Raw genomic sequence first — 15,246 nt, 5'->3', positions numbered from 1 at the left:
TTCGACGATCGGAACGGGACCGACCTCCTGAAGACGAACGACGGGCCCCGAACCCTCAATCTCCGGCGAAATATTTTTCGCCGCGCCTTTCAGTACAGCGTGGCTTTCTGCCGCGCCGGCAACTCGCGGTCGTAGCTCGCGCCGTCGAAGGCGGCATCGGTCAGCGCCGACAGGATCGCGCCGGGCGTGGGCACGTCGGGCCGCGCCTCGTCGGGCCGCGGCGCCCACAGCCGGGAACGCTGGATCGCACGCGCGCACTGGAAGAACACGGTGTCCACGGCGATCTCGATCACGCACTGCGGCGCCTTGCCCTCCACCGCGAAGCGCGCGAGCAGCGCGGGATCGGCCGTGATCCGCGCACGGCCGTTGACGCGCAGGGTCTCGCCCACGCCCGGGATCAGGAACAGCAGCGCCACGCGCGGGTCGGCCACGATGTTGCGCAGGCTGTCGATGCGGTCGTTGCCGCGGCGCTCGGGCATCCACAGCGTCTTCTCGTCCTTCACCGCCACGAAGCCCGGCGGGTCGCCGCGCGGCGAGGCATCGAGGCCGTCCGGCCCGAGAGTGGCGAGCACCGCGAACGGCGAGGCCGCGATCAGCGCCCGGTAGGACGGATGCAGCCAGTCGATCTCCTTCCTGAGCGCGGCTTCGCCGGGCTGGCCGAACAGGGCCTGGAGCTGGGCCAGGGTCTGGATCGCGTGCGGGTCGTGGGTCATGACGGTCGATGGTGAAGGGAATCCGGGGAGTCCTCGAGTTTCGCGGCACTGCGCCCGCAGGCGATGGCCATGCCGGCCAGCAGCGCCGCCGCCACGCCGTAGACCCAGGCCGACGAGGCAATGGGCAGCAGCAGCCCGGCCAGCACCGGCCCGGCCCCCGCGCCGATGTCGCGCCAGGTCGAGCGCGCGGCCAGCGCCTGCACGCGCTCGGGTCCGGGCGTGCGGTGCGCGACGATGGGCGCGATCAGCGGCAGCTGCAGCGCGCGCAGCACCACGATCAGCGCCGCGCAGCTCCAGAGCCAGCCCAGGCCGAAGCCCACCAGCGCCAGCGCCGTGAGCAGCGACAGGCTCACCAGCAGGCGCTCGGCGCCGAAGCGCTCGGCCATGCGGCCGCCCACGGGACTGAGCGCGATCTCGGAGAAGTAGCGCAGCGCCATCAGCACGCCAGCCACCACCACCGCCGCGCCCGGCAGCAGGTCCTTGCCGAGGTACGACAGGCCGACGATGAACAGGCCGTCGAGCGCCAGCCCTTCCATGAAGGACCAGCCGTCTAGGCTGTTCGGCCGCTGGAAGCGCTTGGCCGCCACCGCGACCGGATGCGGCGCCTTCGGCAGCCGGCGCGCGGCCAGCAGCCCGAGCAGCGCCACGCCCGCCAGCAGCCAGAAGATGGTGCGCGGCCCGCTCCAGTGCGCGAGCAGCGCGCCCAGCGGCAGCGCCACCACCGGTCCGAGCGCGATGAAGGCGCGCGAGCGGCCGCTGCGGCGCGCGGCGCCCACGGGGTCGGCCGTGGCCAGCGCCTGCGTCGAGAGGTTGAAGGCCGCGAAGCACAGGCCCCAGACCAGCCGCAGCGGCAGCAGCAACCACAGCCCCGAGAGCGTGGCATAGCCGAGGCAGCACAGCACCGCGCCCGCGACGGCCAGCGTGCAGGTGCGGCGGTCGCCATGGCGCGCATAGAAGTCGGCCACCCAGCCATAGCCGGCGATGCGCACCAGCCGGTTGGCCGCGAGCAGCAGCCCCGCCTCGGCGAGCGTGACGCCGAACTGCGCGGCATACATCGGCAGCAGCAGGTAGAGCACCACGTCGCCCGGCAGCGCGAGCCCGAGCGAGAGCGCGGCATGGCGGGAGTCGCGGTCGGTGGTGGAGACGGAGGCCGCGAGGGTGGCGGGGTCGGAAGCGGAGCGGCTGGAGGAAGATGACATCGAGCCCGCATCGTGCGCCCGCGAAGGCCGAGCCGACAAACGACATTAACGCGCCGCATGCGTGACAAAATCGCACGCATGCCGTCCCGCGAGCCTCCCCTGAACGCCGTGCGCGCCTTCGCGGCCGCGGCGCGCCACCTGAGCTTCACGCGCGCGGCGCACGAACTGCACGTCACCCACAGCGCGATCAGCCGCCAGATCAAGGGCCTCGAAGCCTTCCTCGGTGTCGCGCTGTTCGAGCGCCGCATCCGCCAGGTCGCGCTGACCGCCGAGGGCCAGCAGTTCTTCGCCGAGGTCGAGCCCGCGCTGGCGCAGATCGGCGCCGCCGCGCGTGCCTTGCAGGCGCAGGGCGCGGCGCGCACGGTACGCATCAACGTGCGGCCCTCGTTCGCGGTGCGCTGGCTGATCCCGCGCCTGCCCTCCTTCGTCGAGCGCCATCCGGACATCGAGCCGCAGGTGGTCACGAGCACCGTGATGCCCGAGCAGGTGGCCGACAGCTTCGACATCGCGGTGCGCCGCGGGCTCGAGGGCTGGCCGGGCGCGATCGCGGTGCAGCCCTTCCTCGAGGACGAGGTGCTGGTGGTCGGCGCGCCCGCGTTGTTCAAGGCCCATCCGCTGCGCGACCTGCGCGCGCTGGCCGCGCACGTGCAGCTGTCGGCGCGCACGCGCAAGGAGGACTGGGAGGCCTGGAAGAAGCAGGTCGGCGCGCCGCGCGTGCGGCCGGCCGGCCGGCTGCAGTTCGACCACCTGCACTTCGTGCTGCAGGCCGCGGTCGACGGCCTGGGCATCGCGCTCGCGCCGACCTCGCTGGTGTCGCACGACCTCGCCTCGGGCCGGCTGCAGTCGCCGCTGCCCGCGCTGCGCATGCGGCTCGAGCGCTACTACTACGGGCTCGCGCCGGGCGCGGCGCCCGAGGCGCGGCAGGTGGCGGACTGGTTCGAGGACATGCTGCTCGCGCAGCAGGCCGGCGCGGGCTGATCGACGGAGCGGAAGGCGGACGGCCGAACGCAGAGGGCGCGAAGGTTTCGCGAAAGTCGCGGAAGGACTTCCAGAAAGAGTCTGTTTTTGCGGGTCCGTTTTTGGCCAGCCCGATGCGGGGCGGTCCGCGACCATCGCCTCATGCCCTCCGCCCTGCCCCGTCCCTTTCTTCACCTGGCCCACGCCAACCTCGCGGCGCAGTCGGCCGAACAACTCGGCCTGGCCGCGGTGCCGCTGGTCGCCGTGATGGCCTATGGCGCGGGCGCCACCGAAACTGGCCTGCTCGCCGCCGTGCAGACGCTGCCCTTCCTGCTGCTCGCGATGCCGCTGGGCCTGCTCGCCGACCGCATGCCGCGCCGGCGCCTGATGCTGCGCGCCGAAGTGCTGCGCGCGCTGTCGCTCGTGCTGATGCTCGCCGTGCTGGCGGCGCCGTGGTCCGCGCGCATGGGCATCGCGGGCATGGCGCTGCTGGGCTTCATCGGCGCGATCGGCACCGTGGCCTTCAGCGTCGCGGCCCCGGCGCTGGTGCCGAACTCGTGCCGCGCGAGGCGCTGGCGCGCGCCAATGGCCGCATCGAGCTGGCGCGCAGCGCGGCCTTCGCGGCCGGCCCCGCCGTGGCGGGCGCGCTCGTGGCGTGGACCGGCGCGGGCGCGGCCTTCGTGCTGGCGGCGGCGCTGTCGGCCGCGGCCGTGGCCCTGCTGTGGAAGCTCCCCGAGCCGGCGCGCCGCATGCCCGCCGCACGCCATCCCTGGACCGAGCTGCGCGAAGGCGCGCGCTTCGTGCTGCGCCATGCCTGGCTGCGGCCGATGCTGCTGACCGGCGCGGTCTTCAACATCGCGTGGTTCGTGCTGCAGGCCGGCTATGTGCCGCACGCGGTGCGCGCGCTCGGGCTCGGCGCGCAGGGCGTGGGGCTCACGCTCGCGATGTATGGCGCGGGCATGGTCGCGGGCGCGCTGCTCACGCCGCGCATCGCGGCGCGCACGAGCCCGGGCCGCGCGATCCGCGTCGGCCCCTTCAGCGCGGTGCTGGCCGCGGTGTTGATGGCGTCGACGCTGCATTGGCCCAGCGCCGCGCTCGCGGCCTTCTCGCTGTTCGTGTTCGGCGCCGGGCCGATGGTGTGGACCATCAACTCGACCACCTTGCGCCAGGGCGTGACACCCGCGGGCATGCTGGGCCGCGTCTCGGCCGTGTTCCTCACGGTGAATGCCGGCGCGCGGCCCGTGGGTGCCGCCCTCGGTGCGGCGGCCGGCGCGCTCTGGGGCGAGGCCGGCTGCCTGCTGCTCGCGCTCGCGGGCTTCGTGCTGCAGGCGGCGGTCATCGCGCTCGCGAAGCTCGATGCCGCACCCTCGGATGCGGCGTTGCGCAGCCCTACTTGAGCGTCGACCAGACCATCGCGCGGCAGCCCGGCTGGTTGGCGGGCGGCAGCAGGTCGCAGTTGCGCAGCGCCTGGCGCTGGTTGTCGTTCATGCGGTCGTAGCGATCGCGGTCCCGGTCGCGTTCGCGCTCCCAGCCGCCGCCACCGCCGCCATAGCGGCGCGGGTCTTCAGAGCGGCGGCGCGATTCGATGTCCTGCAGGTTGTCGCGGTCCTGGCGCGAGAGGTTCTCGTTCTGCAGGCAGCGCGCGTAGGCCGGGCTTTCGGGGCGGAAGCCATAGGCCATGCAGTTCTGCTCGTCGCGCATGCGCTGTTCGCGCGCATGCTCGCCGGGCGTCACGCAGCCGGCGAGCAGCGTGCCCGCGGCAACGGCCACGAGCGCGAGGCGCGGCACGGAAGAACGGAAGGTGCGAAGAAGAAAAAGCGGTCGGGGTTCGATACGGTTCACAGTCATTGCCGAACTCTAGGTCGCGGAGCTAGCAATGTTCTGAATCAATTCTTAAGAAGCACGTCCTCGAAGAAGGCGCCGATCGGCCGTTCGCGGTCGCGCACCTGGACCTCGAGCACCCAGATGCCGTCGCCTGGAACGAAGTCGGCTTCGGCCAGGCGGCGCTTGCCGTAGAGCGCATGCGGGAAGTCCGAGACCCGGTGGCCGGCCGTCTCGCGCACCAGTGCGCAGCCATGCGTGCCTGCAAGCTCGCTCGCGAAGTCGTAGAGCGCGGCGCCGCTCAGTCCACGCCGCCACGCCTCCTGCGCGCGTTCGAAGATGTCGCGTGCCGCGCGCGTGACGCGCGCGTGGTCGGCATCGGCGCCGCGAACGAAGGTATCGCCGTAGTCGCCCTCGTAGCCGTCCCACACCGGGCCGAGGTCGACGGTGTAGACGTCGTCCTCGCGCAGGCGCCGCTGCCGATCGACCGGCTCGCGCGAGGTGCGCTGCGTGTCGGGCCCGAAGCGCACATAGGTCGGATGCCAGTTGTAGGCGGCGCCGAGTCGCCGCAGATGCCGGTCGGCGACCGCGATCGCCTCGCCCGTGGTCATGCCGGGTTCGATCAGCGCGGCGATCTGCGGCAGCGCCTCCATAGAGCGGCGGCGCGCCTCGAGGATGCCATCGCGCGTGAACGTGGCGCCCACCTTCTCCCAGGGATGGCGCACGACCTGCTTCGTGCTCGGCAGAAACACCTCGGAGCCGAAGCGCGCTTTCGGCAGCCCCTCGGCCTGCAGCAGCGCGCGCGCGTCGCGCACCATGGCCGGGTTGCCGCAGGCATAGACGATCGTGCGCGCCCAGTCGTGCGCGGCCCTCGATGCCGCGTACTGCACATGCTGTTTGACCTCCGCGCGCGAAGACGGCACCGCGGTCCAGCGGAAGCCCGCGTGCACGCTCGCCATCTCGTCGAGCCATGCGGCCGCATAGCAGTCGCCGGCCTCTGCCACGCCCCAGTAGAGCGACACCGTGCGAAACGCGCCGCTCGCGAGCGCCGCCTGCAGGATCGGCCGCACGCCCGCGAAGCCGGTGCCGGTGGCCAGCAGCACGAGGTGCTCGATCCCGTCGGCGGGTGCCTGCCAGACGAAGGCGCCGTGGGGCCCTTCGAGCTCGAGCAGGTCCGCGGGTCGAAGCGCCGCGAGACGCTGCTCGGTGAACAGGCCGCCCGGCATGCGGCGGATATGGAACTCGAGCCGGTTCGCTTCGCCGTCTTCCGTCGGCCGGTTGGCGATCGAGAAGCTGCGGCGCTCGCCGTCCTCGAGCACGAACTGCGCATGCTGCCCCGGCGCGCAGCGAAAGGGCTCGGCGCTCTGCAGCTCGACCACGAGCCGCGTGACCTTGGCCGTGAGCGGTTCGCAGACCAGCACCTTGGCCGAATGCCGCGATGGCGCGAGCGCCGCCGCGCTCCAGTGTGGGAAGCGCAGCCGCAGGTCGCTGGTGGCGCGGCACTGGCACATCAGCAGCTCGCCCGCGTCGACCTGGTAGGCCGCCTCCGAGGGCGGCGCGATGCGCTCGACGCTGCCTTCGAGCAGTTGCGCGCGGCACGAGCCGCATTCGCCGCGCTTGCACGAGAACGGCACGGCCACGCCCTGCGCCAGCGCCGCGTCGAGCAGGCTGCCCGCGTCGTCGAGGGGGAATCGCGGGCCGTCGGGCGCGAGGGTGCAGAAGAAATGCGTGGGGTTCGTCGTCATGGGGAGCTTCGTGGATGGAATGCCTTGGACGCGAATCTAAATAGAATGTGGCCTTGTCTGTAGATCCATTCTGGAGAAAACGATAAGGCCACTTTCCAGCCCCCGCAGGTCCGGCGCACGCCATCGAGCCTCGATCTCGCGACCGAGCCGCCGCGCGAGGGCGAGGCCAAGCAGGCCTGGATCTACCGCCAGATCCGAGCGCGCATCCTCGACGGCGCGCTGGCCAAGGGCGCGCGCCTGCCCTCCACGCGGCAGCTCGCGCAGCGCTGGCAGGTGTCGCGCGTGACCGTCGACGCGGCCTACGACCAGTTGCGCAGCGAGGGCTACCTGGTCAGCCGGGCCGGATCGGGCACCTATGTGGCGGCGCAGGTGCCCGACCGCTTCCTCGAGGCCGGCGAAGCGAAGCGGCGCCCGGCCGCGCCACGTTCCCGGCCCGCCTGGAAGACCGACATGGCGCCGCTCGCGGCCACCGAGGCCTACCAGCCGTTCATGGCGCGCGTGGCCGACCCCGCCCTGTTCCCGCTCGATCTCTGGCGCCGCACGCTGCAGGCCGGCGCGCGGCGCGTGACGGCGGCGCAGCTCACCGACGACGATCCCTTCGGGCTGCCCGAGTTGCGCGAGCAGATCGCCCGCTACCTCGGGGTGGCGCGCGGCATCGCCTGCGAGGCCGAACGCGTCGTGGTCGTCTCGGGCATCCGCGAAGGGCTCGACCTCTGCGCGCGGCTGCTGCTCGCGCCCGGCGACAAGGTGCTGCTCGAGGACCCGGGCTACCTGCATGCCGCGCCGATCTTCGGCCAGCACGGGCGGCAGGCGGTTCCCCTGCCCATCGATGCCGAGGGCTTCCCGGTCGCGCACGCACGCGCGCATGCAGACGCGCGGCTCGCGCATGTCACGCCCGCACACCAATCGCCCAGCGGCATCACGATGCCGGTATCGCGCCGGCTCGAACTGCTGACGTGGGCCGAGACCGCGCGGGCCTGGCTGGTCGAGGACGACTACGACAGCGAGTTCAGCTACGACAGCGCCCCGCTGCCCGCCCTCAAGAGCCTCGATGCGGCCGACCGCGTGATCCATTGCGGCAGCTTCAACAAGACCCTGTTCGGCGCGCTGCGCATCGGCTACATGGTGCTGCCGCGCGCGCTGGTCGCCGACTTTCGCCGCGCCCGCCACATCGCCGGGCGCTCCACCGGCGTGATCGAGCAGATGGCGCTGGCGCGCTTCCTCGAGAGCGGCGCTTTTCGCGCGCCATGTGCGGCGCGCGCGCCTGGTCTATGCGCAGCGGCGCGACCTCGTGCTCGGCGGCCTGCGCGCCGCGCTCGAGCCCGCGCGGCTGCATGTGACCGGAGAACACGCGGGCTTCCACCTCGTGTGGTGGCTGCCGCCGGACATGGCGCTGGCGCCGTTCCTGCGCGCGGCCGCGCAGCGCGGACTGCGCTTCCAGGCGATCTCCGATTTCTGCCGGCGCAAGGACCTGCCGCCAGGGCTGGTGATCGGCTACACGGCGATGGACGACGCCGCGCTGCGCCGGCACGTGGACGAACTGCGGCGGCTGATCGCCGAGTCGCGCTAGAACAGCGACGCCATCCCGTTCGGCCGCGCGCCCTCGATGTCGAGCATCCTGAGCTTGGTCAGCGCCCCGCCCCCGGCCGAGAAGCCGCCGGGCTTGTTGCCGGCCGCGAGCACGCGGTGGCACGGCACCACGGGCGCGAAGGGGTTGAGGCCCATGGCCTGGCCCACCGCGCGCGCCAGCGTCTTGTCGCCCAGTTCCTCGGCGATCTCGCCGTAGGTGCGCGTGTGGCCCGGCGGAATGCGCCGTGCGAGCTCGTAGACGCGCCGATGGAAATCGGACAGGCCGCGCATGTCGAGCGCGATGTCGCGCAGGTCGTCCTGCGCGCCTTCGAGCAGGGATTGCACGGCGGCGATCGCGCGTCGCGCCTCGGCATTCGGCTCGGCCTCGGGCAGCTCGGGAAAGCGCTGCCGCATGCGACGGCGCGCGGGCTGCTCGGTGGGGTCGTCCTGCGGCAGTTGCACGCCGACCAATCCTTGCGGACCCAGGCGACGCCGCAGACGCCGAGCGCGGTATCGAACACGGCGAAGCCGGGCGTGGCGGCCTCGTCGGCGAGCGCAAGCGCCTCGTTCATGCGGGCTCCAGCGCATGCTGGCGCGAAGCCAGCACGGCGCCGAGCCACAGCGCGATCGCCGACCCCACGAGGCCGCGCGCCAGTCCGCCCGGTCCGTCGGAGATCCAGCCGGTGATGGTCGGGCCCACGATCTGGCCGAAGGCGAACACGATGGTGAAGACGCTGATGCCCTGCGCCCAGCGCGGAGGACGGCAGGTTGTGACGCACCAGCGCGGTGGTCGAGGCCACCACCGAGAGGAACACGCCGCCGAACAGCAGCCCCGAGACCAGCGCGATGGGCGCCGAGGCACTGAGCACCGGCAGCAGCGTCGCGACGCCCAGCAGCCCGTTGAGCAGCGCCTGCGGCTGGCCGCCACGGTAGCGGTCGAGCAGCCCGGCCCACAGCCGCGACGAGGCGATGCAGGCGATGCCCAGCAACGCATAGAACAGTGTGACGAAGCCCGCGCTCGCGCCCTGCTCGCGCAGCAGCGCGATCACGAAGGTCATGTAGCCGATGTAGCCGATGCCGAAGAAGGCATAGCCCGCGAGCGCCCAGCCGAAGCGCCGCAGCGCGACCGGCGCGCCGGGTGCGGCACCGGAAGCCGAAGCGGTGGGCACGGGCGCGGGTCGGTCTGGCAGCGCGCGGCCGGCCCAGGCCAGCAGCACCGTCGCCACGCCGCTGGCCACCGCCAGCGCCCACCAGGCCCAGGCCCAGCCATGCGGTTCGCCCGCGGCGGCCTGCAGCACCTGCGGCACGAGCAGCGCCGAGGCCAGGATGCCGAAACCGGTGCCGCCGTAGTAGATGCCCAGCAGCAGGCCGCCGCGCGAGGCATCGGCCTCGCCGAGTCGCGCGGCCATCAGGCCGCCCGCCACGAACACCCAGGCGCTCGCGATGCCCGCGAGCAACCGCTGCAGCAGCAGCGCGGGCGCCGCCGTGACGAAGCCGCTGCCGGCCATGAACAGGCTCGCGAGCACCGCGCCCACCACCAGCAACCGGCTCACGCCGAAGCGCCGCATCAGCGCCGGCGTGACCAGCGCGCCCACCAGGTAGCCGACCGCGTTGGCGGTGTTCATGCCGCCCGCGAGCGCATAGCTCCAGCCCAGGTCGTCGCGCATGGGCGGCAGCAGCAGCGCATAGGCGAAGCGCGTGATGCCGAGCGAGACGGCCGCGCCCATCGACAGGGCGAAGGCCAGCCGCAAGGTGGGCGGCACGGGGGCGGAGGAAGTCAGGGTGGTCGACATCGGGCGGTGCGCGGGGGATGCACCATTTTGCGGCAGGCCGCGCCGCCGCGCTGTCGCGCGTGAATCCGCCGTTCAGTGCACGCCGGCTTCCGCCTGCACCAGCAGCCGCTCGAGCAGCACCGCCACGTGCACCGCCTCGCGCTGCGCGCCATCGGCGATCTGGTGCCGGCAGCTCGTGCCGTCGGCCACCACGATCGCGCCGGGCTTGGCGCGGATCGCGGGCAGCAGGCTGGCTTCGGCCATGCGCATCGAGACCTCGTAGTGGCTGGCCTCGTAGCCGAAGCTGCCGGCCATGCCGCAGCACGAGCTCTCGATCAGTTCGGGGCGCGGCGCCCGGGATCAGCTTCAGCACCTCGAGCACCGGGCTCACCGCGCCGAAAGCCTTCTGGTGGCAGTGGCCGTGCAGCAGGATCGGTGCCTCGGCCGGCTTGAGCGCGAGTTCGAAACGCCCGGCGCGGACCTCGCGCGCGACGAACTCCTCGAACAGCAGCGCCTGCTTGGCCACGGTCTCGGCCTTCTCGCCGAAGCCCATCACCAGCGTCTCGTCGCGCAGCGTGAGCAGGCACGAGGGCTCCAGGCCCACCACCGGCACGCCCGCGCGCGCCAGCGGCAGCAAGGCATCGATCAGCGCCTCGGCCTTGCGCTTGGCCTCCTCCACCATGCCGCTGGCCAGATAGGTGCGGCCGCAGCAGTGGTGCGCGCCGCGCTTCTCGACCGTGTGCAGCACATAGCCCGCGGCCTGCAGCACGCGCGCGGCCGCGAGCGCGTTCTCGCTCTCGAAGGTGCCGTTGAAGGTGTCGACGAACAGCACCGCGGCCTTGCCGCCGCGCCGCGCGATCGCCAGCACCGTGTCGCGGTCGGCGAACAGGCCGGGCTCGCCATCCTTGGCGCGCCAGAAGGTGTCGCCGCGCCAGGCCGGCAGCGAGCGCTTCGCCGAGAAGCCCAGCAGCTTCTCGCCGAGCCAGGCGGCGCCCGGCACGCTGTTGCGCAGGTTCAGAAGCCACGGCAGCCGGCTCGCGCGGTGCGCGTAGTCGGGCAGTTGCGCCACCAGCCGGTCCTTGAGCGTGTGGCCATGGCGCCGCTTGTAGTGGTCCAGGAACTCGATCTTCATCTTCGCCATGTCCACGCCGGTCGGGCAGTCGCGCTTGCAGCCCTTGCAGCCCACGCACAGGTCCATGGTCTCGTGCAGGGCCTCGCCGGTGAAGGCATCGGGGCCGAGCTGGCCCGACAGCGCCAGCCGCAGCGTGTTGGCGCGGCCGCGCGTGAGGTGCTGCTCGTCGCGCGTGACGCGGTAGCTCGGGCACATGGTGCCGGCGTCGAACTTGCGGCAGTGGCCGTTGTTGTTGCACATCTCGACCGCCTTGGCCAGGCCGCCGGTACTGTCGCCGCCGGTGCCGGGCGCGGAGGTCTCCTCGGTCACCGGGTCGGCATTCACGTTCCAGGCCGACCAGTCGAGCACCGGCTTGAGCTCGATGCGGCGATAGGGCTTGGGCGCGGTCGGCGGCGCGAAGCGGAACAGCGCGCCGTCGTCCATGCGCGGCGGGTCGATGATCTTGCCGGGGTTGAACAGGCCGATGGGGTCGAGCTTGTGCTTGATCGCGCGAAAGGCCTCGTTGATCGCGGGCCCGAACTGCCACTCGATCCATTCGCCGCGGCACAGGCCGTCGCCGTGCTCGCCGCTGAAGGCGCCCTCTGTACTTGCGCACCAGCGCCGAGGCCTCCTCGGCGATGGCGCGCATCTTGGCGCCGCCATCGGCGCGCATGTCGAGGATCGGCCGCACGTGCAGGGTGCCGACCGAGGCATGCGCATACCAGGTGCCGCGCGAGCCGTGGCGCGCGAACACCTCGGTCAGCGCGTCGGTGTATTCGGCCAGGTGCTCGAGCGGCACGGCGCAGTCCTCGATGAAACTCACCGGCTTGCCGTCGCCCTTGAGGCTCATCATGATGTTGAGACCGGCCTTGCGCACCTCCCAGAGGTTCTTCTGGCGCGCCTCGTCGGGCATCTCGACCACGCTGCCCGGCAGGCCCAGGTCGCCCATCAGTTCCACCAGTCGCGCCAGCGCGTGCAGCAACGGCGCCTTCTCGGCGCCCGAGAACTCCACCAGCAGGATCGCGGCCGGCTTGCCGATCAGCGCGGTCTGCACCGTGGGCTTGAAGGCCGGGTTCGCGAGGCTCAGCTCGATCATCGTGCGGTCGACCAGCTCGACCGCGGTGGGCCCGAGCTTGACGATGTGCTGCGCGGCATCCATGGCCGCGTGGAAGGTCGGGAAGTTGACGATGCCCAGCACCTTGGCGCGCGGCAGCGGCGCCAGCTTGAGCGTGAGGCTGCGCGTGTAGGCCAGCGTGCCCTCGGCGCCGATCAGCAGGTGCGCGAGGTTCACGCTGCCGTCGGCCGTGTAGGGCTTCTCGCTCTGGTTGTCGAAGATGTCGAGGTTGTAGCCGGCCACGCGGCGCATCACCTTGGGCCAGTTCGCCGCGATCGCCTCGCGGTGCTGGCGCGCGAGGCCGCGCACGAACTGCGCGATGCCCGCGGCGCGCACGCCCAGCGAGCCCACGGGCCCGAAGTCCACCAGCTCGCCGCTCGACAGCCAGGCGCTCGCGCCGAGCACGTTGTGCACCATGTTGCCGTAGGCGATGGAGCGCGAGCCGCAGGAGTTGTTGCCCGCCATGCCGCCCAGGGTGGCCTGGGCGCTGGTCGACACGTCGACCGGATACCACAGGCCGTGCGGCTTGAGCTGCGCATTGAGGTGGTCGAGCACCAGCCCGGGCTCGACGGTGGCGGTGCCGGCCTCGAGGTCCAGGTCGAGCACGCGCCGGAAATGCTTGCTGTTGTCGATCACCAGTGCCGCGCCCGTGGTCTGGCCGCACTGGCTGGTGCCGCCGCCGCGCGCGAGCACCGGCACCTTGAGGTCGCGCGCCACGTCGATGGCGGTGGCGATGTCGCGCTCGGTCGTCGGCACGAAGGCGCCGACCGGCGTGATCTGGTAGATCGAGGCGTCGGTGGCGTAGCGGCCGCGCGAACCCGCGTCGAACAGCACCTCCCCTTGCGTCTCGGCGCGCAGGCGGCGCGCGAGCGCCTCGCAGGTGTCGTTCGGCGGCAGGACGGTTCCGGCGGGCTGGATGCGGCTGGCGGGTTCGATGAGCATCGTGGGTTTTCTTGCTTGGGGGGAAGCGCGCTCAGGGCGCCTTGGAACGGGTCTTCTTCGCGGGCGGATAGATCTCGCCATCGCGCAGCAGCTCGAGCACGGTGTCGCGCTTGCGCAGCACGTGCGCGACCAGCACCTTGCGCATGGCGGCGGCATCGCGCGCGGCCAGCGCCTCGATCATCTGTTCGTGCTCGGCCACCGCGTTCTTCCACTTGGCCTCGTTCTGGTTGGTGCGAAAGCGCAGCGACTGCACGCGCGCATTGATCGAGCGGTAGGTGTTCGACAGCACCGGGTTGCCCGCGGCCTCGTTGATCGCCGAATGGATGCGCGCATTGAGCCGGTAGTAGCCCGAGAGGTCGTGGCGCGCATAGCAGGCCAGCATCTCGTAGTGCAGCGCGCGCACCTCGGACAACTGCTCCTCGGTGATGCGGCGCGCCGCCAGTTCGCCCGACATGCCCTCGAGCATCGACAGCACCTCGAAGGTGTCGATCACGTCGGCCTCGGTGAGCTTCACGGCCACCGCGCCGCGGTTGGGGCAGCAGGTCGACCAGGCCCTCGGCCGCGAGCAGCTTGATCGCCTCGCGCAGCGGCGTGCGCGAGACGCGCAGCTGCAGGCAGAGCTCGCGCTCGTTGAGCTTGGCGCCCGGCGCGATCAGGCCTTCGACCAGCATGGTGCGCAGCCGCGCCGCGACCTGGTCGTGCAGCGAGAGACGGGAGATTTCGATGATTTCGGCGGTCATGGGATGCGTTCTTGGGGCCTCGTGATTGCATTTTGAATGCAAAAAAGAAGGGCTACAACCTTTGATATTCAGGGTAAACCAGCAGAACAAAATGAATTTTGAATGCAAAACTGGCGCCGAAAGGACCCGCCATGCTGCAACTCGATCTCCATCCCACCGGCCGTCACTTCCTCCAGATCCCCGGCCCCAGCCCGGTGCCCGACCGCATCCTGCGGGCCATGAGCCTGCCACCATCGACCACCGCGGGCCCGAGTTCGGCACGCTGGGCCTGAAGGTGCTCGGCGGCATCCAGCAGATCTTCAAGACGAAGCACCCGGTCGCGATCTACCCGGCCTCGGGCACCGGCGCCTGGGAGGCCGCGCTCGCCAACACGCTGAGCCCGGGCGACCACGTGCTGATGTACGAGACCGGCCACTTCGCCTCGCTGTGGCAGAAGATGGCCACGCGCCTGGGCGTATCGACCGAGTTCTCGCCTATGCGGGCAGCGACGACCAGTTGCCGAACGCGCCGAGCTGGCGCCGCGGCGTGCAGGCCGAGCTGATCGAGGCGCGGCTGCGCAAGGACACGGAGACGAAGATCAAGGCCGTGTGCGTGGTGCACAACGAGACCTCGACCGGCGTCACCTCCGACATCGCCGCGGTGCGCCAGGCCATCGACGCGGCCGGCCATCCGGCGCTCTTCGATGGTCGACAGCATCTCGGGCCTCGCGAGCGCCGATTTCCGCCATGACGAATGGGGCGTGGACGTCACGGTCAGCGGCTCGCAGAAGGGCCTGATGCTGCCGCCGGGCATCAGCTTCAACGCGCTCTCGCCGCGCGCGCTCGAGGCCTCGAAGAGCGCGAAGCTGCCCAAGGCCTTCTGGGCCTGGGACGAGATCGTCGAGATGAACAAGGATGGCTACTGGCCCTACACGCCCAACACCAACCTGCTCTACGGCCTCTCGGAATCGCTCGACATGCTGCTGGGCGAAGGGCTGGACAACGTGTTCGCGCGCCACCGCCGCTGGGCCGCGGGCGTGCGCGCCGCGGTGCAGGCCTGGGGCCTGCCGATCCAGTGCGCCGACCCGGCCGTCTATTCGCCGGTGCTCACCGGCGTGATCACGCCCGAGGGTGTCGACGCCGATGCGCTGCGCCGGCTGATCCACCAGCGCTTCGACCTCTCGCTGGGCACGGGCCTGGGCAAGCTCAAGGGCCGCATGTTCCGCATGGGCCATCTCGGCGACAGCAACGACCTCACGCTGGTGGCCATGGTCGCGGGTGTGGAGATGGGCATGAAGCTCACGGGCATCGGGCTCGCGGGCAGCGGCGTGCAGGCGGCGATGGACCATTTCGCGAGCCATCCGGCTGCGCCGGTGGCGCTGAAGAAGGCCGCGTAAGGGAGCCTGCGCGCAGCAGATCAGAACGCACTCCCCCCACCCGTTCGGGCTGAGCCTGTCGAAGCCGCGCCCCGCCTTCGACAAGCTCAGGCCGAACGGTTTCCGGGAAGGGTGCGGATGGCCAAGGAAGGTCCAGGCACGGGACTCGCGGCTTCGGCCTTCATCCGATATCACAACCCACGGAGACA

The 15,246-nt window shown here is 71.7% G+C and carries 6 protein-coding genes and 7 pseudogenes; 5 read left to right on the top strand and 8 right to left on the bottom strand.

Annotated elements, in window-relative coordinates:
- Window positions 1–89 precede the first annotated feature (89 nt).
- Both ACHMXE_RS27110 and ACHMXE_RS27105 read right to left on the bottom strand, forming a co-directional pair.
- Window positions 90–713 (bottom strand): pyridoxamine 5'-phosphate oxidase family protein, encoded by a 624-nt coding sequence (locus tag ACHMXE_RS27110; protein ID WP_395352447.1) that lies wholly within the window; start codon window positions 711–713, stop codon window positions 90–92.
- Window positions 710–1,912 (bottom strand): MFS transporter, encoded by a 1,203-nt coding sequence (locus ACHMXE_RS27105; RefSeq protein WP_395352445.1) that lies wholly within the window; start codon window positions 1,910–1,912, stop codon window positions 710–712. Before ACHMXE_RS27105 ends, ACHMXE_RS27110 begins: the two co-directional genes overlap by 4 nt.
- 78 nt (window positions 1,913–1,990) lie before the next feature.
- Here ACHMXE_RS27105 and ACHMXE_RS27100 point away from each other — a divergent pair, with 78 nt between their 5' ends.
- Window positions 1,991–2,890: a LysR substrate-binding domain-containing protein gene (locus ACHMXE_RS27100; protein WP_395352443.1), complete on the top strand. Its 900-nt coding sequence runs from the start codon at window positions 1,991–1,993 to the stop codon at window positions 2,888–2,890.
- 141 nt (window positions 2,891–3,031) lie between these two features.
- A pseudogene (locus ACHMXE_RS27095) lies at window positions 3,032–4,266 on the top strand (MFS transporter).
- Here ACHMXE_RS27095 and ACHMXE_RS27090 read toward each other — a convergent pair.
- A complete protein-coding gene (locus ACHMXE_RS27090; protein WP_395352442.1) occupies window positions 4,259–4,657 on the bottom strand; it encodes a hypothetical protein in 399 nt (132 codons plus the stop codon). The pseudogene ACHMXE_RS27095 and the gene ACHMXE_RS27090 overlap by 8 nt on opposite strands.
- A 98-nt stretch (window positions 4,658–4,755) precedes the next feature.
- A complete protein-coding gene (locus tag ACHMXE_RS27085; protein ID WP_395352440.1) occupies window positions 4,756–6,435 on the bottom strand; it encodes a M24 family metallopeptidase in 1,680 nt (559 codons plus the stop codon).
- Between the two features lie 63 nt (window positions 6,436–6,498).
- Here ACHMXE_RS27085 and ACHMXE_RS27080 point away from each other — a divergent pair.
- Both ACHMXE_RS27080 and ACHMXE_RS27075 read left to right on the top strand, forming a co-directional pair.
- Window positions 6,499–7,536 (top strand): annotated as a pseudogene (locus tag ACHMXE_RS27080) (PLP-dependent aminotransferase family protein); the annotation flags it as partial.
- A 148-nt stretch (window positions 7,537–7,684) separates the two neighbouring features.
- Window positions 7,685–8,005, top strand: coding sequence for a hypothetical protein (locus ACHMXE_RS27075; RefSeq protein WP_395352438.1), 321 nt, complete (start codon window positions 7,685–7,687; stop codon window positions 8,003–8,005).
- Here the strand turns inward: ACHMXE_RS27075 and ACHMXE_RS27070 are convergent.
- From ACHMXE_RS27070 to ACHMXE_RS27055, 4 pseudogenes are all read right to left on the bottom strand, one after another.
- Window positions 8,002–8,220, bottom strand: a pseudogene (locus tag ACHMXE_RS27070) (methylated-DNA--[protein]-cysteine S-methyltransferase); the annotation flags it as partial. The gene ACHMXE_RS27075 and the pseudogene ACHMXE_RS27070 sit on opposite strands and share 4 nt — an antisense overlap.
- Before the next feature lie 352 nt (window positions 8,221–8,572).
- Window positions 8,573–9,797, bottom strand: a pseudogene (locus ACHMXE_RS27065) (YbfB/YjiJ family MFS transporter).
- Window positions 9,798–9,869: 72 nt separating this feature from the next.
- Window positions 9,870–12,943: pseudogene (locus tag ACHMXE_RS27060) on the bottom strand (FAD-binding and (Fe-S)-binding domain-containing protein).
- Window positions 12,944–12,974: 31 nt separating this feature from the next.
- Window positions 12,975–13,683: pseudogene (locus tag ACHMXE_RS27055) on the bottom strand (GntR family transcriptional regulator).
- 131 nt (window positions 13,684–13,814) lie between these two features.
- Between ACHMXE_RS27055 and ACHMXE_RS27050 the strand changes: the two are divergent.
- Window positions 13,815–15,058 (top strand): annotated as a pseudogene (locus ACHMXE_RS27050) (pyridoxal-phosphate-dependent aminotransferase family protein).
- The last annotated feature ends 188 nt before the right edge of the window (window positions 15,059–15,246 follow it).

The organism is Variovorax sp. UC122_21, from assembly GCF_044056785.1.
GTDB lineage: Bacteria > Pseudomonadota > Gammaproteobacteria > Burkholderiales > Burkholderiaceae_C > Variovorax.
This window is presented reverse-complemented; position numbering and strand designations above follow the sequence as displayed.